The 18,857-nt window shown below is 58.5% G+C and carries 14 protein-coding genes and 7 pseudogenes; 9 read left to right on the top strand and 12 right to left on the bottom strand.

Features of this window, described 5'->3' with window-relative positions; translation table 11 throughout:
- Nucleotides 1-134: 134 nt before the first annotated feature.
- From CO657_RS30710 to CO657_RS30685, 6 genes and pseudogenes are all read right to left on the bottom strand, one after another.
- Nucleotides 135-1,052: an NADP-dependent oxidoreductase gene (locus tag CO657_RS30710; protein WP_054184631.1), complete on the bottom strand. Its 918-nt coding sequence runs from the start codon at nt 1,050-1,052 to the stop codon at nt 135-137.
- A gap of 135 nt (nt 1,053-1,187) precedes the next feature.
- Entirely contained in the window at nt 1,188-1,370 is a 183-nt protein-coding gene (locus CO657_RS30705; protein WP_245292997.1) for a DUF3788 family protein, read from the bottom strand.
- Between the two features lie 17 nt (nt 1,371-1,387).
- Nucleotides 1,388-1,963: pseudogene (locus CO657_RS30700) on the bottom strand (FMN-dependent NADH-azoreductase); the annotation flags it as partial.
- A gap of 43 nt (nt 1,964-2,006) precedes the next feature.
- A pseudogene (locus tag CO657_RS37730) lies at nt 2,007-2,105 on the bottom strand (carboxymuconolactone decarboxylase family protein); the annotation flags it as partial.
- Nucleotides 2,105-2,305 (bottom strand): annotated as a pseudogene (locus CO657_RS30690) (nitroreductase family protein); the annotation flags it as partial. The pseudogenes CO657_RS30690 and CO657_RS37730, both read right to left, overlap by 1 nt.
- Nucleotides 2,306-2,400: 95 nt before the next feature.
- A complete protein-coding gene (locus tag CO657_RS30685) occupies nt 2,401-3,387 on the bottom strand; it encodes an AraC family transcriptional regulator (RefSeq protein WP_054184632.1) in 987 nt (328 codons plus the stop codon).
- A 200-nt stretch (nt 3,388-3,587) separates the two neighbouring features.
- On the opposite strand from CO657_RS30685, the gene CO657_RS30680 reads away from it, so the two are divergent.
- The gene (locus tag CO657_RS30680; protein WP_054184633.1) at nt 3,588-3,992 is read left to right on the top strand and encodes a GFA family protein; all 405 of its coding nucleotides are present in this window, start codon (nt 3,588-3,590) and stop codon (nt 3,990-3,992) included.
- 220 nt (nt 3,993-4,212) lie between these two features.
- Nucleotides 4,213-5,052, top strand: a complete 840-nt coding sequence (locus CO657_RS30675) for an SDR family NAD(P)-dependent oxidoreductase (protein ID WP_054184634.1) — start codon at nt 4,213-4,215, stop codon at nt 5,050-5,052.
- Nucleotides 5,053-5,357: 305 nt separating this feature from the next.
- On the opposite strand, the gene CO657_RS30670 is transcribed toward CO657_RS30675, so the two are convergent.
- Nucleotides 5,358-5,558, bottom strand: a complete 201-nt coding sequence (locus CO657_RS30670) for a cold-shock protein (RefSeq protein WP_003595315.1) — start codon at nt 5,556-5,558, stop codon at nt 5,358-5,360.
- Nucleotides 5,559-5,841: 283 nt separating this feature from the next.
- On the opposite strand from CO657_RS30670, the gene CO657_RS30660 reads away from it, so the two are divergent.
- Together CO657_RS30660 and CO657_RS30655 are read left to right on the top strand one after the other, a co-directional pair.
- On the top strand, nt 5,842-7,692 hold the full coding sequence (locus CO657_RS30660) for a sensor domain-containing phosphodiesterase (RefSeq protein ID WP_054184725.1): 1,851 nt from the start codon (nt 5,842-5,844) through the stop codon (nt 7,690-7,692).
- 24 nt (nt 7,693-7,716) lie between these two features.
- Nucleotides 7,717-8,676, top strand: a complete 960-nt coding sequence (locus CO657_RS30655) for an HD-GYP domain-containing protein (protein WP_054184635.1) — start codon at nt 7,717-7,719, stop codon at nt 8,674-8,676.
- Between the two features lie 462 nt (nt 8,677-9,138).
- On the opposite strand, the gene CO657_RS30650 is transcribed toward CO657_RS30655, so the two are convergent.
- The 3 genes from CO657_RS30650 to CO657_RS30640 all read right to left on the bottom strand — a co-directional run bounded on the left by CO657_RS30650 (nt 9,139) and on the right by CO657_RS30640 (nt 12,961).
- Entirely contained in the window at nt 9,139-11,349 is a 2,211-nt protein-coding gene (locus tag CO657_RS30650) for an amylo-alpha-1,6-glucosidase (protein WP_054184636.1), read from the bottom strand.
- A gap of 15 nt (nt 11,350-11,364) precedes the next feature.
- Nucleotides 11,365-12,459 carry a glycosyltransferase family 4 protein gene (locus CO657_RS30645; protein ID WP_054184637.1) on the bottom strand — a complete coding sequence of 365 codons (1,095 nt, stop codon included), beginning with the start codon at nt 12,457-12,459 and terminating at the stop codon, nt 11,365-11,367.
- A 97-nt stretch (nt 12,460-12,556) separates the two neighbouring features.
- The gene (locus CO657_RS30640; RefSeq protein ID WP_054184638.1) at nt 12,557-12,961 is read right to left on the bottom strand and encodes a hypothetical protein; all 405 of its coding nucleotides are present in this window, start codon (nt 12,959-12,961) and stop codon (nt 12,557-12,559) included.
- Nucleotides 12,962-13,489: 528 nt separating this feature from the next.
- Here CO657_RS30640 and CO657_RS30635 point away from each other — a divergent pair.
- The 4 genes and pseudogenes from CO657_RS30635 to CO657_RS37725 form a co-directional block, all read left to right on the top strand.
- Entirely contained in the window at nt 13,490-13,906 is a 417-nt protein-coding gene (locus CO657_RS30635; RefSeq protein ID WP_054184639.1) for a hypothetical protein, read from the top strand.
- The gene (locus tag CO657_RS38325; protein WP_082366319.1) at nt 13,854-14,060 is read left to right on the top strand and encodes a YcxB family protein; all 207 of its coding nucleotides are present in this window, start codon (nt 13,854-13,856) and stop codon (nt 14,058-14,060) included. The genes CO657_RS30635 and CO657_RS38325 overlap by 53 nt, the downstream gene beginning before the upstream one ends.
- A gap of 246 nt (nt 14,061-14,306) precedes the next feature.
- A pseudogene (locus tag CO657_RS30625) lies at nt 14,307-14,889 on the top strand (LysR substrate-binding domain-containing protein); the annotation flags it as partial.
- A gap of 11 nt (nt 14,890-14,900) precedes the next feature.
- Nucleotides 14,901-15,054, top strand: a pseudogene (locus tag CO657_RS37725) (helix-turn-helix domain-containing protein); the annotation flags it as partial.
- A gap of 307 nt (nt 15,055-15,361) precedes the next feature.
- Here CO657_RS37725 and CO657_RS30615 read toward each other — a convergent pair.
- Together CO657_RS30615 and CO657_RS37720 are read right to left on the bottom strand one after the other, a co-directional pair.
- On the bottom strand, nt 15,362-16,678 hold the full coding sequence (locus CO657_RS30615; RefSeq protein WP_425349959.1) for an epoxide hydrolase family protein: 1,317 nt from the start codon (nt 16,676-16,678) through the stop codon (nt 15,362-15,364).
- 410 nt (nt 16,679-17,088) lie between these two features.
- Nucleotides 17,089-17,439, bottom strand: a pseudogene (locus CO657_RS37720) (zinc-binding dehydrogenase); the annotation flags it as partial.
- Between the two features lie 13 nt (nt 17,440-17,452).
- On the opposite strand from CO657_RS37720, the pseudogene CO657_RS30605 reads away from it, so the two are divergent.
- Nucleotides 17,453-18,522 (top strand): annotated as a pseudogene (locus tag CO657_RS30605) (MFS transporter); the annotation flags it as partial.
- Nucleotides 18,523-18,857 lie beyond the last annotated feature (335 nt).

Below are 18,857 nucleotides of genomic sequence, written 5' to 3'. Positions count from 1 at the left end.
GCGCAACTTCCGTAGTTGTTGCACGGTAGCCTTACCGAAAGGAGAGGATGGTTGCAGCCATCCTCTCCCCACGCGGGCGTAGCGCCAAGGCGAAAGGGCGTCCAGAATGGTTGGCCGCCCCAGATGCGGATTGATCAGGCCAGAACGCGGATGACGGTTTTTCCTGCGCGCCGCTCCGTTGAGGTGAGCGCGGCGACCGCGTCGGTCAAAGTTGTGATCTTGCCGACATTTGTACGCAGTCTGCCATCGCGGACCCGCTGCACGATCTCGAACAGTTGGTTTCGATCGGCCTCAACCACAAAATCAACGGTGGATCCGTTTGCAGGCCGAACATCGGTTGGCCCGACCGCAGTCACAAGCGTTCCGCCGGTTCTGATCAGGGCAGCCGACCGCTTCTGGATGTCCCCGCCGATGACGTCGAAGACCAAGTCCACGCTGCCTATGTCTTCAAGGCTGTCGTTTGCAAGATCGACGAACTCATTCGCCCCGAAGTCGAGAACCTTTTGACGGTCGGCGGTGCGCCCCGTACCGACGACATAGGCACCGGCTTCCTTCGCGAGCTGCGTCACGATCGAGCCGACGGCGCCGGCTGCACCGTGCGCCAGAACTGTTTGTCCCGCCTGAAGTCGGCCATGCTGGAACAGACCCTGCCAAGCGGTGAGGCCCGAGATCGGCAGACTGGCACCGACAGTGAAATCGACATCACCCGGCAGCGGCGCCAGATTGCGTGCCTCCAGAGAGACATATTCGGCAAGCGTGCCGTCGCGGTACCAGTCAGCCAGGCCGAATACGCGCTGGCCGATCGACAGTCCTGTGGTGCCGTAACCCAAAGCCGTGACCACGCCAGCCACCTCATGACCAAGGATTGACGGCGTCCGATCATGCGAGGTCCGATCGGTCCAGGTAGAGGGCCATTCAAGTTCGGTATTGACGAACCCCGCCGCATGAACCCTGACAACGACGTCGTTGATGGCGGCCGTTGGCTCGGGTCGTTCCATCAGTTTTAGACCGGCAAGCTCCGCCTCCGGGTTGGTTGCTACAATGGCTTTCATGGGACGCACTCCTTAATTTCCGTTGCATTGAAAGATTTGAGGACCACAAGCCAATATCGGCCTTGTGCAGGCAGTTGCCGCTCGACTGTGGCTTGTTTGACCGGATGCCGACGGACGAGCCTCAATAATTGGCAATCACAGGTCCGATACCGGCGAGCGCTTCATCAGCAAGAGGTCTTTGACATCCTGCAGATCGCTTCCATCCGAGACGGGAAGCGTCAGCCATTTTCCATCGACATAGGTTCTAGCGTTGTCGTAGAGGGTGACCAGTTCAGGCGTGCCGGGTCCCGGAGACATCCACGCTGGCGGCCCGGACACTCAACCATTCCGCCCCGGGCGGCGAGAAGCGCCTGCCGCGCCACTGCCGCATGTTCCCAGCCGAGGAACGCGGTGCCTTGCAGCGGAAAGAATTATTGCGTCTTCAGCCCGATCGAGCTCAGCGACAGGGACAGGTAGGGTGTGAGAAAATCGGGTTGGTTCGCTCTTTCACCGGTGTAGAAGGCGCCCGAAGCGACTCCGATAAACACAGGACGGTCATGGAGCAGTCCAACCTTTTCCGCCGGAGTCGATTTCATCGTGCGGCCGACGCGCAGGATCTGGTCGATCCAGGCCTTGAGAACCGAGGGAATGGTCAGATTGTGCATCGGCGTTCCGATTACAATCATGTCCGCCGCTTCGACCTCCCCGATAAGTATTTCGTGGGAGCCCGCAGGCGGCGCTGCCAAGCTCGCCGGTGATGCCAACGCGGCGGCATATAACAGCGTGGTCTGGGGCAGGGGATCTGCCCCGATGTCACGCCGTGTGATGCTTGCCGTGGGTGCAACCTCAAGAAGCTTCTCGACGATCGCCGCCGAAAGCGCACGACTATGCCATTCCAGACGCTGGCTGCTATCAATATGGAGGATGTTCATGGGATTGATCCAACGGCTTCATGAGGGTGCGAGAGAGCGGAACTCAGATCGCGCCAGCTGGCGCAACGGCGGGAAAGTCCTTGTCGGGATCGAAGACATTGTTGAACAGGTTCGTCAGCGTGTACATGGCTACCAGAGCGACGTGCGGACGGCGATAAATCGCCAGTTCTGAAGATGGAATGATGTCGGCGCCGACGTGCCGATGCGCACCAGATCCCGGATATGATCGTCGCTCAATGTGGCGGTGGTGTCGTAATATTTGGCGGCGCTGCGGCTGAGGATGGTGTCGATAACCGCATTCGTCGGCGTAGTTTCGGAGGCTGTGTTGCTGATGTAGTTCATTGGGTGGCTCCCTCATCAAGTGATTACGGAGCCGATTTTACGAGCAGCAATGATATTATCGAGACTGAATTGCCTCAATCTAATGCTCAAAAGGATCAAGCTTTAGCCCAGCACCAACCCTCACTTTTCCCGCCGGTCTGCGCCAGCCTTCGCCATTCCCCTGGCGTCATCCCCATCTTCTCGGTGAACACGCGGCGGAATGCCGAAACGGATTGATAGCCGACCGTTTCGGCGATTGCCTCGGTACTGACCGCCGGCTTCTTGAGATCGTTGGCGGCCAGGCTCATGCGCAAATCAGTCAAGAGGTCGAGCGCGGAGCAACCGAGCCTGTCCTGGAAGCGGCGCATGAACGTAGCGCGGGACATGCCGCACAGATCTGCCAGATCGGGCAATTTCCAGGGCTTTGCCGGGTCGGCGAGCATTGCGGTGACTGCAGGCGCCAGTCTTGGATGACCGGCGAGCGCCAACAGTCCCTCGGGGGCTTTTTTCGATTCACTTGCTGCTCTCAGCACAAGGGTAAACAGAACTGAAGACAGGGCGTTCAAAACGGCGCGGCCACCCACCAGGTCGCCGGCCGCCTCCATGCGCATCAACCCCACCAGACTGGCCAGTTGATCGGTGGCGGAGCCCTCACCGTCCACTTCACGACGGTCGATTGCACGCGCCACCACGTCTGTGGGCAGGTAGGTGCGGATCAGCCGATCATGGGGCGGCGCGATGAAGAAGCGGCCGCACAAAAGATCGAGTTGCTCGTCATGGCTATCGTTCTCGCTCAGCATCCAGCCAGCGGTTCCCCGGTGCTGTCGCGTTGCGATAGGTGTTTCCCCGCTGCCATCATGGAGCATGTGCGGCGCGCCGTGAGGCAGCAATATGATATCTCCCGCGCAAAGTTCTTTCGTCGATTTGGTCTCCGGGTGCTCGAAGATGGCCCGACCCTTGACGATCACGTGGTATGGGATCTCATTCGCCGCAGCCCGCGGCCACGCAACTCGCCACGGTGCACCATATGAACACCGGACCTCGAGTTGGCCGGTCACGCTGACGATCTGCAGGAGATGACTCAACCAGTCGACTTCGGACATGGAATCTCGTGGGTTTTCAGTTAGACATCCCACGTCACTTGTCACGTTTTTCATATTTTCTCCATCTCCCTGCAGACAACATCCCGTGAGCGGCCCAAGCGCAGAAATCAAGAAGGTAGCGCGGGGAGGCAAGACTAGATGTCGACTTGTCAGGGCCATCCTCTTTGTCCCGAAGCAGCAACACTGGATGGAGAGCTGACATGCACATCGATGGCGCATGCCAATGCGGAAAGATCACATATGAAGCCGAGGTCGATCCGCAAGACGTCGCGATCTGCCATTGTACCGACTGCCAGAGATTGACTGGCACCGCCTATAGGGTGACCGTCAGCACACAACGTAGCCAGTTCCATATCACGTCAGGTGAGCCCAAGCTTTATGTTAAGACCGCCGACAATGGTCGTCGGCGGCTGCAGTTCTTCTGTTCCGATTGCGGATCGCCCATCTATACGGCGGGAGAGAATGAAGACGCCGAGCAGGTCGGTGTCAGACTGGGAACGGTCAATCAGCGTCAGGAGCTGAAACCCCATTCGCAGATCTGGTGCTCTTCGGCGTTGGCATGGGCGCAGGATCTGACTGGACTTCCAGGTCGACCGGGCGATTGAGCGCCCCAGCAGAGACGTAACGGAACGGTTTTCGGCTTTTCCCAACAAGGAAAGCGACGAAGGTCGTGCGCCAGCGCGTCGTCCAGCGGCTCCCGGTAGATGCCTTGAAATTGGCCGTCACCGCGAGATCGAAGTCGAGCCGCCGTCATTGCCATCAGCCGCCGAGGCATACATATTTTTGTGTATCCAGATCGATTGTTAAATCGCCATAGGAGAAAGCATGGCCCGCCTTTCGAACATGATCGCAGTCGTAACTGGCGGCGGCAGAGGAATAGGTCGAGAGATCGCTCTGCAGCAGGCTAGGGAAGGGGCGAAGGTCGCCGCGTTGGCGCGAACGGCGACCGAGATTGAGGAAACAGTCTCTCTCATTGAGGAAGCGGGCGGTGAAGCGATCGCTGTTTCGACGGACTTGATTGACCTTGCCGCCGTTGAAAGTGCCTTTGCTCGCGTTGCGAGCGAATTGGGTCCGATCGACATTCTCATCAACAACCACGGCTCATTTCAGGGCTTTGGTCCTATTTGGGACTGCGATCCCCTGGTTTGGTGGCGGGATGTCGAGATCAATCTGCGTGGTACATTCAACACTTGCCGCACGGCCGCCCCTATGATGTTGGCGCAGGGCAGCGGCCGAATCGTAAACCTCGTTGGTGGCGGAACGGGCAACAGCTTTCCTCATGGCTCTGGCTACGCGTCCAGCAAGGCCGCCATTATGCGTTTCACCGAATGTCTGAACGACACAACCATTGGCAACAACGTGCGCGCGTTCGCCGTCGATCCCGGTCTTGTTCGCACTGCGATGACCGAGTTGCAGCTATCGTCGGAGGCCGGGAAAACCTACTTGCCCGGGATCCAGAAGCTTTTTGAGGATGGTGTCAACATCGAACCGTCACGGGCTGCACTCTTGATTGCCGACATCGCTGCCGGACGTTTCGATACTCTGGCTGGCCGTCTCTTGCGCGGTGTCGATGATCGCGATGCGCTCGCAGAGGAGATGGATGCGATAGTCGCGGCAGACGGCAGAGCACTGCGTTTTAGCTCCGTCGAACAAGCTAAGCTCTGAAGATATTCTTAGAGGTTGGAGAGGCCCGTTTGCAGAGTGCCTGAATGAACAGGCGGCGAACCGCTGCACTCAGTCTCGACGTCCTACCGAACCGTCGTCATCACGGAGGTCACAGGCGAGATCATCGACCCGGCGGGCAGCGCGTAGCATCACCCGGATGCGGGCGCCGAGCATGTCTCGGCGGATGGCGAGCGGCCACGTTGAATAACTCGCCTATACGTGGCCGATAAAGTCGGAGCCTTTAGAGCAGGCAGACAAACGAAAGTCGGTGCGGTTTCGCCCCGGCTTTTTTGTTGCGTCGGCAGTCAGGCCGGACGCACGTTTTCCGCCTTGGACTTTCCGGTCTTGCGATCCTGGCCTACCTCGTAGCTGACCGCCTGGCCGTCGCGCAGCGATCCGCCTTGCACCGCGGAGATGTGGACGAAGACGTCCTGCCCGCCGTTATCCGGCGTGATGAAGCCGAAGCCCTTGTCCTGGTTGAAGAACTTGACGGTACCGTTTGCCACGCGATTTTCCCTTTCCGGATTGACTGGCGAATGTCATAGCTCTCTGGGATCGACTTCGCAACGACCCCGCTGCCAGGCACGTTTCGGACTGACCGCGATACCGCAGCGCCTCAACTACCTTGACGAAGGCCGGCGACGTCTGATGCTGGCTTGGATATTGGAGGTATTACCCGTCCCACGGCGGATCTAAAGCCGTCAAGACGTCTCAATTTTTAAGCAATCGGATAACTCGATCTGAAAGCGGGGCTGATAGGTAGCTATCTCCTTTTCGAGACGGTGCATGATGATACTCACCTTGCAGAACGCCATTCTTGAGATGATCGCCAAGGGAGAGCCGTTGGCGACGACAATGGCGGAGCTCTGCTTGAGGGTCGAGTCCGCGGTCCCCGGCATTTCCGCCTCGGTTCTGGCATACGATGGCCGCTGCCTGCATACGCTCGCGGCCCCGTCGCTTCCGGCGTCCTATTCGGCCGCGATCGAAAACCTGAAGGCCGGACCATTGGCTGGTTCCTGCGGCACGGCTGCGTACTATGGAGAGCCGGTGATCGTCGCCGATATCGCGACGGACCCACGTTGGCAGGATTATCGGTCACTCGCTATGCCAATCGGTATTCGTGCCTGCTGGTCAAGCCCGATCAAAAGTGGCGACCGCGTCGTCGGGACCTTCGCCTTCTATTATCGCGAGGTGCGAACCCCTAGCGATCTCGAGCAAAAGGTCATCGACGCCTGCGTCCACCTCTGCTCAATTGCTATCGATCGCGAAGAGCGTGTCAGAGAGCGCCAGCGCCTGACTTACACGGACGCTTTAACCGGCCTACCAAACCGGGCTGCCTTCGATCGGGTCTTGAACCAAGAACTTGACATCTCCGAGCGCGCTTGGGGAATTTTGCTCGCTGACCTCGATAATCTGAAACTCGTGAATGACACCTTCGGTCACGCGGCCGGCGACGCACTGATCAATACGGTCGCAGTTCGTCTTCGCGCCGCCGTGGGGGCAGAAGCAGCCTTCAGGCTCGGCGGCGATGAATTTGCCTTGATCGTGTTTCCGATGCAGAGCCTCGGTCTGGAACGGACGGCGACTGAGATCCTTGCTGCGTTGGCATTACCCGCCGAATGTGACGGTCATGTCGTCGTTCCTGCCGCAACCATCGGCGGAGCGTTACCAGAAGACGGCTTGACGCCCGACCAAATCCGCCGAAACGCCGACGTGGCTCTTTATCATGCAAAGGAAAACAATCGGGGGAAGTATTTGCAGTTTCACCGCGGCCTCGGCACGGCGCTAACGAGGCGTTTCAGAGCGGTTCGGGACGTCAGTCTTGCGCTCTCGCAAGGTCGCATCAATCCGCATTATCAGCCCATCGTGCGCATCGACACCAGAGAGATTGTTGGCTTTGAAGCCCTGTGCCGGATGACCACGCCGTCGGGCGAGGTCATCGCCGCTGCACACTTCCAGGAAGCCGCGAAGGATGCTCGCGTGGCCGCCGAACTGACCCAGCGGATGATGACAAGCGTGGCGCACGACATGCGGAGCTGGCTTGATGCTGGTCTCCCTCTGCAGCATGTCGGCATCAATCTGTCCGCCGCAGACTTTCGCGCCGGAGCCCTAAGGGAAAAGATCTGCAAAGCTTTTGACGAGGCTGAAGTTCCGCTAGACCACGTCATACTGGAGGTGACGGAATCGGTCTACCTCGGGCAGCGCGATCATGTTGTTGCGGCGGAGATCAAGGCCCTGCGCGCAGAAGGAATTAAAGTGGCCCTGGACGATTTCGGGACCGGATTTGCCTCCCTTACCCACTTGCTGACCATACCCGTCGATATCCTCAAAATCGATAAGTCCTTTGTCGATCGGTTGACGCCTGGAGATGCTGGCTTATTCATCGTCGAAGGGCTGATCGGCATTGCCAGCAACCTCGGCGTCCGGGTGGTAGCAGAAGGAATAGAATCTGAAGCCCAGGCCGAACAGCTGGAAAAGCTCGGCTGCAAGCTCGGGCAGGGATATCTTTTCTCAAAGGCAGTCAACCGCGTAGAGGCAACAACGTTGCTCAGAGACCGCGCACAGCGGCCTCCCCATCAAACTGCGGCCAACGGTGTTAGATCAAGGCAGGGTTCTTTACCGCGCCACGAGTTTATTTAGCTATTTGGTATCCAGGGATAGAGAATGCAGAAGCGGATTCAGGTGAACCAGCTACGGGTTGGGATGTTCGTAGAAGACGTCGAGCTCGGCGGCCATGGTGATGCAGTCAGATGCGAGCCATTTCTGATCAGGTCCAATAGCGACGTCAGACGCATCATAGCAAGCCACGTCAAAAGCGTGGTCATCAATGTCGCCAAAGGCATCGATCTTGATCGAAACCCGGCTCAAGGGGAGGACGCTGCGAGCTATGAGGCAAGGCTGCTCGTGGTGTTCACTCCGCAGGAGATCGGGCGAGCGCGACAGTCTATTAGGGAAATCGATCCACACCTCCGGCAAGTTCTCAGCGACGCCCGCTTGCAAGCTTGCTTCGCTGACGGACCGGCCAGCACAGCCGTGGAGCGGATCATGTCCGCATCACTCGATAATGCTGGAGCTCTGATTGCTGTTGCCAAGCTGAAGGAGAAGGACGAGGTGACCTTTCTTCATTCGCTGGCGGTCAGCGCGCTTATGGTTGCGTTCGGACGTAGCCTCGGCCACAGCGAAGACGATATCCGCCTGCTTGGCCTCGGCGGCCTGGTGCATGATCTGGGCAAGATGACGCTCTCCGACGACATCCTTACCAAGACCGGCAAACTGACTGCCGAGGAGATGGAGCTTGTTCGACGACATCCGCAGCTTGGCTACGAGATGTTATCAAGAGCGGGCACAGCGCCAAAAGAGGTTCTGGATATCTGTCGCTATCATCACGAACGGTATGAGGGCGGCGGTTACCCCGGCAGACTTTCCGGCAGAAGCATACCGTACGTCGCGCGGCTGGCGGCCATCTGCGACGTCTACGAGGCACTCACCACAATCCGGCCTTATAAGCGTGCGTTCTCGCAAACCGAGGCCATCAACATGATGATGAATTCGCCGGGGCATTTCGATGCGAAGCTCTTATCTGCCTTCGTTTCAAAGATGGCCATCAGCGGCACGATCCACTAGCCGAGCACCGCAACTAGCGCCCCAATCTCCCCTGGCAAGCACCGGACCACGCCAAGTCACGTGACGATGCCGCAACATGTTCTTGTTGTCGAAACTTGCGTCCGGCATCCAGCATGGATGACGGCGGCTGTGCAAATCCATATACCGTGAGCGTCGAAACCAGTGTTTAGACTTCGTTAACCATACTCCGCTAATGTGGTCTCCACGCGATTCTCCTCCCTATGCTGTCGATTGAAAAACTACGGCCGTGAGACTTTGTCTCCGGCCTTTTTGGGTTTCAGCCGCCATTGTCGCGCTCTACGGCACCCTCTGTCACAGCTTCAGCATCCTGCCGCCGGATATGGCGGCGAATTTCGCGTAGTGGACGGAATGGATCTTTGGCGCGTTGTCGATCTGCTACGGTCGGATGAAGAGGAAGAGGTTTGGAAAGGCGGGTGACCTGCCTCCGGAACCCTCTCTTCATCAGGCCGTGATGAGCACCTGAACATTGCCCTGGCGATTGATCACGTCGACAACGACCTGGTCTCCCGACCGGCGAACGGCGACGTCTGCCGAGCCGCTACCGATCAGCAGGCGTCGCAAGATCACCTCGTCGAGGAAAGAGGGAAGTCGCGGCATATTGAAGCTGATGAGTGGGCCGTTCGGGTCGAAGTCGAGGCCGAGACAGGATTGCAGCAGAGACAAGGGTGCTGCTGCCGCCCATGCTTGAGGCGAGCAGGCGACCGGATAAAAGGTGGGCCCTCGTGCCCGCTGGCGCGGCATGCCGCAGAGGAGTTCGGGGAGTCGTCGCAGGTCGATATAGGTCGCGGCGGCGAACAACCCCTCGAAGATCCGCGCCGCTTCGACGCGGTAGCCGTAGCGCGCAAGGCCACTGGCGATCAGGGCATTGTCATGTGGCCAGATCGAGCCATTGTGATAGCTCATCGGATTGTAACGTGCTTCGGTGGAGGGGATGGTACGAATGCCCCAGCCGCAGAAGGACGATGCGCTCATCAGAGTGCGGGTAAGCTGTTGGACCCGTTCAGGATAAGCAATGCCGGTGAACAGCGAATGGCCGGCATTTGAGGATCGAATGCGGCAGGGTCGTTTGTCTCCGTCGAGGGCCAACACATATGTGCCAAGCTCCTCGTCGAAGAAGCTGATGTCGAAAGCCCGGCGCAGTCCCTCCGCCCGCGCGAGAAAACTCGCGGCTCGTTCCGGCCTGCCCTTCCGCCTGAAGATTTCGGCAGCACTTTGCCACGCGCCGTAGACATAAGCCTGGACTTCGGCGATCGCGATCGGCCCCCGGGCCAATGTGCCGTCGGCATGGAAAACCGAATCGTGGCTGTCTTTCCATGCCTGATTGATCAGTCCTTCTTCCGTCAGCCGTCCATATTCAACGAAGCCGTCGCTGTCGCGATCGCCATATTCGTCGATCCACGTCAGCGCCGCTTCGACATATGGCAGGAGCCGGTCGATCGTCGCAAGATCACCGGTTCGCTGGAGATAGGCGCCAGCCAGCATTACAAATAGCGGCGTTGAATCGACGCTGCCGTAATAACGTCCGAACGGAACCTCGCCAAGTTCGGCCATCTCGCCGTAGCGCGTTTCGTGGAGGATCTTGCCAGGCTCGGCGTCCGAAGCAGGATCGACAGTCGTCGCCTGGTTGGCTGCCAGATGACCGAGAACGCCGCGGGCGATCTCCGGATCGAGCCAAAGTGTCTGAAGCGCGGTGATCAGAGCGTCACGGCCGAAGACGGTGCTGAACCAGGGGATGCCGGCATAGGGATAGGGACCTTCTGCCTTGTCGGTCATCAACATGTACAGGTCGGAGACGCTGCGGCGCGAGACTTCGTTGAAGACCTCGTTGGAGGTTGCAATCAACGCCGCGCGCGAGGAAGAGGCGCGCAACGCACGACGGGCATCCCGCAAGGCCAGGAAGAAAGAAAGGCGGCTCAGTCGGTCGGCGGAGGTCTGGTCGCAGCCGATCTGGATGAACAGCGACTTGGTCTCGTGCGGCTCTAGATGGAGATCGAAGGTGACAAGATCGCTCCGAATCTCGGTCGGTTCCGGCATGAAGGAAAGTCGCACCGACCTCTTGCGATCGTCCAAGCCAATATAGGAAAGGAGGATGCTATCCTGTTCTATGACGGCAGGAAGATGGCGCCCTCGCCTTGCCCTTGCGGTTCCCCGGACTTCGAAAAGGTCAGCGAAATCGGCATCAAACGCGATCTGGATGCGGACATGTTGCCGACGCTCGTCATAGTTCCTCACGGCCAGCCGTTCATAACAACAGGCGTTCCAGAGAAAGCGCGACCTTCGCAGATGAATGGTGTCATGGCCGAGAACCAGCCTTCCCTTGTCATCGAATTGATCAGGATTGGTGAGATCGCAGGTCAGCGTGGCATTGTCATCGCGAAGTGTCGACGACAGGAGCATCGGCCGCTGACCGGTGATCGTCAGGTAGAGATGCGAGAGGTAACGGGTATCCCGGTGAAAGAGACCTTCCGGACTGCCGGGACCGGAAAGAGCGTCGCCATTGTGGTCGAAGACGGCGAAAGTATCGCCGTGCTTCAGGGTGCGCGGCCGGCGCTCCTGCAGCGATGCGGCGGCCGGAATGAAAAACTGAGCGACCGCCGCCGCCGGGCCCGGCGATGCCGCGGCGGAGTTGCCGTCCGCAGAAATGTTTGACATGTCTCCTCCTTGACGTCAGGCAACGGCCTGCAGGTCGGGCGCCTGACCATTCGACCGGCGGATTGGCGCGGCTTTGGTACGAACGCCCGGCAAGTTGCGGTAGATGTCGACATAGTCGCACGCCATCCGTTTCGCGGTGAAGCGCTTTTCGAATGCCGCCCGTACCCTTTGCCGATCGAGCCGCAGCGCCAATTCGACGTTCTCAGCCGCCTCAGTGACACTGTCGACGAGAATGCCGGAAATGCCATTGTCAATGACCTCGGGTACCGAGCCACAGCCGAAAGCGATCACTGGCGTGCCGCAGGCCATGGCCTCGATCATCACCAGCCCGAAGGGCTCCGGCCAATCGATCGGGAAGAGCAGAGCGCCAGCATTACCAAGGAAGTCAGCCTTCTGATGTTCGTCGATCTCGCCGATGAATTCGACATTCGGATGGCTCTTCACCATCGGCTCGATTAGGGTTTCCCAATACGCCTTGTCGGCATTATCGATCTTGGCGGCGATCTTCAGCGGCATTCCAATCTTTGCCGCGATCTGGATCGCGCGGTCGGGGCGCTTTTCCGGAGAAATCCGCCCAAGGAAGGCAAGGTAATTGCCCCTAGGGTTCTGCGTGAAGGGAAGAAGGTCGGCAGGCAAACCGTGATAGACCGTTCCGCGCCAGTCGACCGGTGGCATCGGGCTGCGCTGGTCATCGGAGATCGACACCAGCGGAACATCCGGAAACGCCGTGTAGAACGGCTTCAGATCCGGCAGGTCGAGTCGCCCGTGCAGCGTGGTAACCGTGCGGTCGGCGAAATCGTGGATCAGCGGGAAATGCAGGAGATCGATGTGGAAATGCAGCACATCGAACTCATGCGCCCGCCGGCGGATCTCCTCCAGCATCACGACCTGATGCGGCAGATGGTCCTTGATGGCCGGATTAAGACGCAACGCGACATCGGAGCATCCTACGAGGCGCGCGCCGGTAACAGAATCGCAGCTGGCAAACAGCGTGACATCATGGCCCTGACGGACCAGTTCTTCGGTGAGATAGGAAACAATGCGCTCGGTTCCCCCATAAAGCTTGGGCGGAACGCTTTCAGCAAGTGGTGCGATCTGAGCGATCTTCATCGGCAAAACCTCCTCAGCTAAGGGTCGTCGGCAAAAACCCTGTTCGTATCCTCCAAGCACACGGGTGTTACGTCGAAGTCCACATCTCAAATGGCTGTCAGCATCGATCTCCTTTCCGGTAGCCGGAGAGGCCAAGGCCACCAAATCGGCGCGCTCCCGCTCTGCGGCGGCGTGCCCTGCGGACGTCAATGGATTTAGGCGAGTCTTGACCCCCAGATTGCAGATTGTGCCCGTCAAAAGTTTTCAGCGCTTCAATGATCTCGTCATAGGGGACGGCTTCATCCGCACCGGGATAAAGACGAACCGCCGGAATAGACTCGACGGCAAAGATGTCGGATGCCCACGACGCGAGAATGGCGCGCTTTTCGTCATCGCCGATATCGTTGGCGGTAAGCACGTCACGCGGGTGACCAAAATGTTTCGCCGGATGCAGCAGGTGGTCGGCGCTGATCGCTGCCCTGGCTTCGTCCGGTATCGAATTACTGGCGATTTCCTTTCTCATGGTCTGGCTCCATTAGCCTCCGGTTGGCCGGACCGGATGACCAGCCCGGGCGGGTGCAAAGCCTGTTGTCGAGCATTTTGCGCGAAAAGATTTGGTTCGGACATTTTTCGATTTCAAGAGAGCGAAACGAAAAATTAGTATACATGCTCCTGCGCTGCTAACCCGCTAAAAAGGAACAACAATCCCGTCAATGGCCACAAATCTTGCGCCACCCTCGCAATTTCAATGAAAAGGCAATGAAGCCCTCGAAGGGCGCTCCATTCCATCAGCTATACCCAATCAGCGTCTGACCCGAGCCAACGAATGGCGCCGTGTCGAAGGTGAGCTCAAGCTTCGCTGAGGTCTTGAAACAGAAATTCTCCCTTCTTAGCTGTTTTGCTTCCCGAGGCTCGATGAGCTCGGGCAGCATCGCACAAACACATTAGACGCCAGTTTCTTACGCTGCGACGGCGTGACAGCAATGGTCGTCCGGAGACAGCGTCATATCAGGATTTATGTTAGACCCTCCATTTACCGCCGGATATCTCAATGCAAGCCGAACCTACGTTCCAGATCACCTACACCCTGCCCGCGTGGGATTATGCCGCCATGGCGCGGGGGCTCACCCGTCGCCCTTGGCGCCGCAGCATGGTTACGGTGGTTCTTTGGCTGTTTTCCGTCTGGTGTCTTCTGGCCTTCTTCACGGATCTCTACAATCCACTAACCATGATCAACGCCGTCGCTGACAGCAATTCCTGGCTTTGGCTACCTGCCGGCCTCGTCGTCGTCGTGCTGGTGTCGCTGGCCACGCACTGGCTGGCCTGGGGAGCATCGTTTCTGTCCTATCGGCAAATCGCGTCCGCGGACGCCACCATCACCATATCCTTCAACGATGCCATTCATGTGAAGTCAAATGTCGCAGATTCGACCGTTCCCCGGGGCGAGTGTGAAACGCATCATTCGTGAGAAAGATTATCTGATGCTGCCGATATCAAAGCGGGAGGCTTTTATTCTACCCAGACGCAGCTTCGAGAATCAAAAGCGTTTTGAGGACGCCTTTCGGTATGCGAGCGCGCAAATTTCGGCAGGTTCGGCTGGCGCCGGGGACAGGCATCAGTAGCTTTCCGTCCGTTTCCCCTAGGCGATAGACAACGGAGCATCGAGCGCTCGTTTGCTCACTAGAGTACCCGCTGATCGCATTCGGCATCTCGGTCTCCCGATGCTGGAGCAGATTCCGAAACTGATCGATCCATACCGACGTCGTGTCCGCGATCGTCGCCGGAGACGCAGTCAGGCAGAAGCGGCTCTCAAGCTTCACTTGCGTGAGATATCGAGAATCTGTGCCTTCGGAGCCAGTCAGAGACGCTACCGTTTCCTGCTGCCGGTCATCCCGAAGTTTCGGCGGCGCTACCCCGACATAGATATCGGTTTCAATGATCGCCTCGTCGATGTGGTCGAAGACGGGTTGGATGCGGTGATCCGCAGCGGCGCGCTGCATGATTCACGCTTGATGTCGCACCGCCTGGGGTCGTTCTGTTTCGTCCTGTGCGCGTCCCCGTCCTGTCTAGAGCGGAACGGTTTCCCACAAGCTCCACACGATCTGGAAACGCACGACTGTCTTCGATTCCGCTTCCCGACGTCGGGCAAGCTCCAGGCGTGGCAGCTCAAGAATGCGGATGGCGTCGACCTTCCGTCGTCCCTCGGCCCTGACCTGCAACAAAATGGAGGCTTTGCGCGGGGCAGCCATTTCCCGTTTGGGAATCGCCTACATGCCGGATTTCCTAGCAAAGGATGCGCTTGGACGCCGGCCTGCTTCACACCGTCTTGACACTCATCTCGCGGATCCTGGGCATTTCAACATTCTGTGGCCGTCCAACCGGCTCGTCTCGCCGCGCCTACGGGTGTTCATCGATATCGTGGCGGACGCGCTGTTTCGGGATAACCGGTAGCGCCAATCCGGCGTTATGGCGTCAAGCTACATCTCGTCATCGGCCTGCGGGAACTTGCCGGGGGTGCAACAGTTCAACAGGTCGCAGGCGACCTGTGGTACGAATCCAAGACGGACTTCGTCGTCATGTTCAAGCGTTTGGCACACGCCATCGCGCTACTTTGCCGATCGGCGAGCGCCGAGCGCGCGTGACAAATTGTATCGGCGGCGACAATCCACTATCCGGCTGAAGCCGGAGCGCGCCATCCAACATGCACCCAGCAGGGATCTTCGCGGACTTGACCAGGCTTGCTCCGAGCCTAGAATCGCGGCTCGCACACTGGGCCGTGAGACACTGTCTCTGGCCTTTTTTTGCGCCAACCTCGGTCCGCTTTGGTGCAATGCAATCGGCATGCGACCTGTGCAATTCGATCCCTGTCGAGTGCACGCCGGCCTCCCGGACTGGAGGCCAGCGTGCAGAAGGCTGGTAAGGATCATCTCATCGGCTTGAACGCAGCTCGCAACTCCTCTGCAAAGATCTGCGGTTGCTCCCAGGCGGCGAAATGACCTCCCTTTGCCGCTTGATTGTAGTAGACCAGCGACGGGTAGGCCTGTCTGCTCCAGCTTTCCGGCGCCTTATAGATTTCCTTTGGAAACGCGGTGATAGCCACCGGAACCTTAATGTCACGGGTTTTCTGGGTGTCGGAACTGAAGTTGTTGTTGTTGTTTTCCCAATAGAAGCGGGAGGATGAGGCGCCGCTGTTGGTAAACCAGTAGAGCGTGATGTCGTTTAGCATTTCATCCCGCGAAAGCACGTTTTCCGGGACGCCGTCGCTATCCGTCCACTGGTCGAATTTTTCATACATCCAGGCTGCCATACCCGACGGTGAATCCGCCAGCGAGTAGCCAATGGTCTGCGGCCGCGTCACCATGATCCCGCCATAGGCCGCATTGCGTCCGAAGAACGTGCTCAGGGATTGGTAGGCGTCACGCTCCGGTGCGGACAAGCTTGCTGGTGGCGGGTCCCCTGCATTGATACCTTTCATCAAGTCCCCCGGTACGGTCGCCGGCATGTTGAGATGGATGCCGATCAGGCCCTTCGGAGCCTGTCGCGCCAGAGCATCGGAGATCACCGACCCATGGTCTCCGCCCTGTGATACATAGTTGGTGTAACCGAGACGCTTCATGAGGAGATCCCAGGCCTTGGCCACGCGGTCCGGCCCCCAGCCAAGTTCGGTCGGCTTGCCTGAGAAGCCATATCCGGGAATGGACGGGATAACCACATCAAACGCATCCTCCGGGCGCCCTCCATAGGCAGTCGGGTCGGTGAGCGGGCCGATCACCTTAAGGAATTCGAACTGCGATCCCGGCCAGCCATGGGTGAGGATGACCGGCAGAGCGTTCGGATGACGGGAGCGAACATGAATGAACTGAATGTCGACGCCATCGATGGTGGTGATGAATTCCGGCAGTGCATTCAGCTCCTGCTCAGCCTTTCGCCAGTCGTAATCGGTTCCCCAGTATCGAACGAGCTTCTGAACACGATCGAGCTGAATGCCTTGAGAAATATCCCCCACCGTCTCCTTGTCCGGCCAGCGAGTATCTGCAATCCTTTCGCGAAGATCATCCAGCTGCGACTGTGGAACATGAATGCGAAACGGCCGGATGCGTTCATCGGCATTCTTCTCTGGGGTGGAGACAGTTACTGGGTCTGCAGCATTGGCGCTCTCAAAGCCGACCACGGGGAACAGCAACATTGAGGCCGTTGCGACTGCGATTACGCGGCCCGATAAACGGACCTGATTAAACATTAATTTGTTGGCGCGCATACTGCTTCTCCTTGGTTATGCCGTTGTCAGGGCACTGGCGCGGAGGAGAATTTACGGATCTCATGTATCCGGCTTGTTTCGGGATTCGTTGAAGTTGTATCAAATCGTATGATCCAGGAAACGAACCGACCTGTCGCCATCGCATATCAATGCAAAATGTCTGATGGGTCGCTATCGGCAAAGGTCAGACGGCCGAATTTAACAGAGAGAAGGGAGGGAAAGTACTTCTCTAACAATCTAAACCGTGAGATAGCCAATTGCCCCAGTCCCAAGAGATGCGTTTTAAGACCAAATTTATTAGTAACTTAGCTCCTTAAAAAGGTGTTGCAGGTTCAGACCCTTCAAGGCGAGTGGGGCGCTCGGAATGGTTGGCCGCCCCAGATGCGGATTGATCAGGCCAGAACGCGGATGACGGTTTTTCCTGCGCGCCGCTCCGTTGAGGTGAGCGCGGCGACAGCGTCGGTCAAAGTTGTGGTCTTGCCGACATTTGTACGCAGTCTGCCATCGCGGACCCGCTGCACGATCTCGAACAGTTGGTTTCAATCGGCCTCAACCACGAAATCAACCGTGGATCCGTTTGCAGGCCGAACATCGGTTGGCCCGACCGCAGTCACAGGCGTTCCGCCGGTTCTGATCAGGGCAACTGACCGCTTCTGAATGTCCCCGCCGATGAGGGCGAAGACCAAGTCCACGCCGCCTATGTCCTCAAGTCGATCGTTCGCAAGATCGACGAATTCCTTCGAAGGTCGAGAACTCGCGACACTGCTGCCCTCGGGACTGGCAATCGTCAGTGTGCTGTTTCCCGATACGCGCCTGCGCGCGCGTGCCATCGGCATCTTCGCCGTGACGTTCGCAGCCGGCTTCGCCATCGGTCCCCTTTTAGGCGGCATGCTGCTCAGCCAGTTCGAGTGGAATGCTGTGTTCCTTATCAACGTGCCAGTCGTGCTTGGCTTCCTGATCGCCGCGCCGGTTCTGCTTCGGGAAATGCGCTCGACCACCCATGGCCGAATCGACCTCCCGAGCCTCCTGCTGTCATTCGTCGGCATCCTGCTGTTTACCTGGTCGCTCAAGAATGTCGCAGCGGAGGGCTTTACAGCGACTCAATCCGTCGCCGGAATCATCGGTATTCTTGCCCTCGCGCTGCTTCTGCGCCGACAGACCAGGATCGACTATCCACTGCTCGATCTCAACCTGTTTCGGGATCGCATCTTCTCAACCGCGATTATGACCGGCCTTCTGTCGCTCCTCGTCTGGTCGGCCGCCAGCTACCTCTCCGGCATCTATCTGCAATCGGTGCTTGGCTTCGATGTTTTCACGGCCGCTTTGCTGACGTTGCCGGGGGCGATTGTGCTGACGGCGACCTGCGTGGGCAGCGACGCACCTGCTGATAAGCGCGGGCGTCTTCCTGCTGCTGTTCATCAGCACCGAGGCCGGCGTTGCGGCCTTCATCGCTTCAACCGTGATCGCCGGTGTCGGATACGGGCTGTCTTTCAGCCTTGTGGCCGAAATCGCGGTCTCGGCGGTTCCTGCCGAACGAGCTGGAGCTGCCGGTTCGATTGCCGAGACCAGCAACGAGTTGGGGAATGCGTTTGGTTATTACGCTCCTCGGATCGTTGGCCGCGCTGAGCTTTCGCCTGCTCGGTCCCGGCGTTGCCGGCACGCTCAACGAAACTCTCGATCAGTCAGGCCTTGCTTCCGAAACTTTCATGCAGGCCAAGGAGGCCTTCCTGACCGGCCTGCATATTGCGGTCGGGACGGGCGGATTGTTGACCTTGGCAGGTGGCATCATCACGTGGCTATGGCTTCCGAAGAAGTTGCCGGAATGAACTGAAGGCCGATAGGCCGGCCTTGGGCGCTGTTCGGGAGACATGATGCTGCTGTTGAGAGGGGTCGTAGCGTTGCGCACGCCGCGGACTCTGCCGAACGCTTTGCCAATTATTCGAGCGGGGATAGTCTTCGGTTGGTGTCGCCCTTTATTGAGGGACGGCTACCTAGTGGCTACCCATAATTGGCCCGCCAGCAGTCGTGCTTAAAGTGCCTGATGTGAAGAGTAGCCGCGACGGTGCTTTGCCCCTATAAGGGGAATTCGTCACTGAAGTTGAACTCTGCGACGCGAACGAGCGCGAACCTCGAACAGGACTTGTTAGACACGCTGCGAAAT

The organism is Rhizobium acidisoli (assembly GCF_002531755.2).
Lineage (GTDB): Bacteria > Pseudomonadota > Alphaproteobacteria > Rhizobiales > Rhizobiaceae > Rhizobium > Rhizobium acidisoli.
The sequence above is the reverse complement of the archived record's forward strand: the minus strand, read 5'-3'. Positions and strand labels throughout refer to the sequence as shown.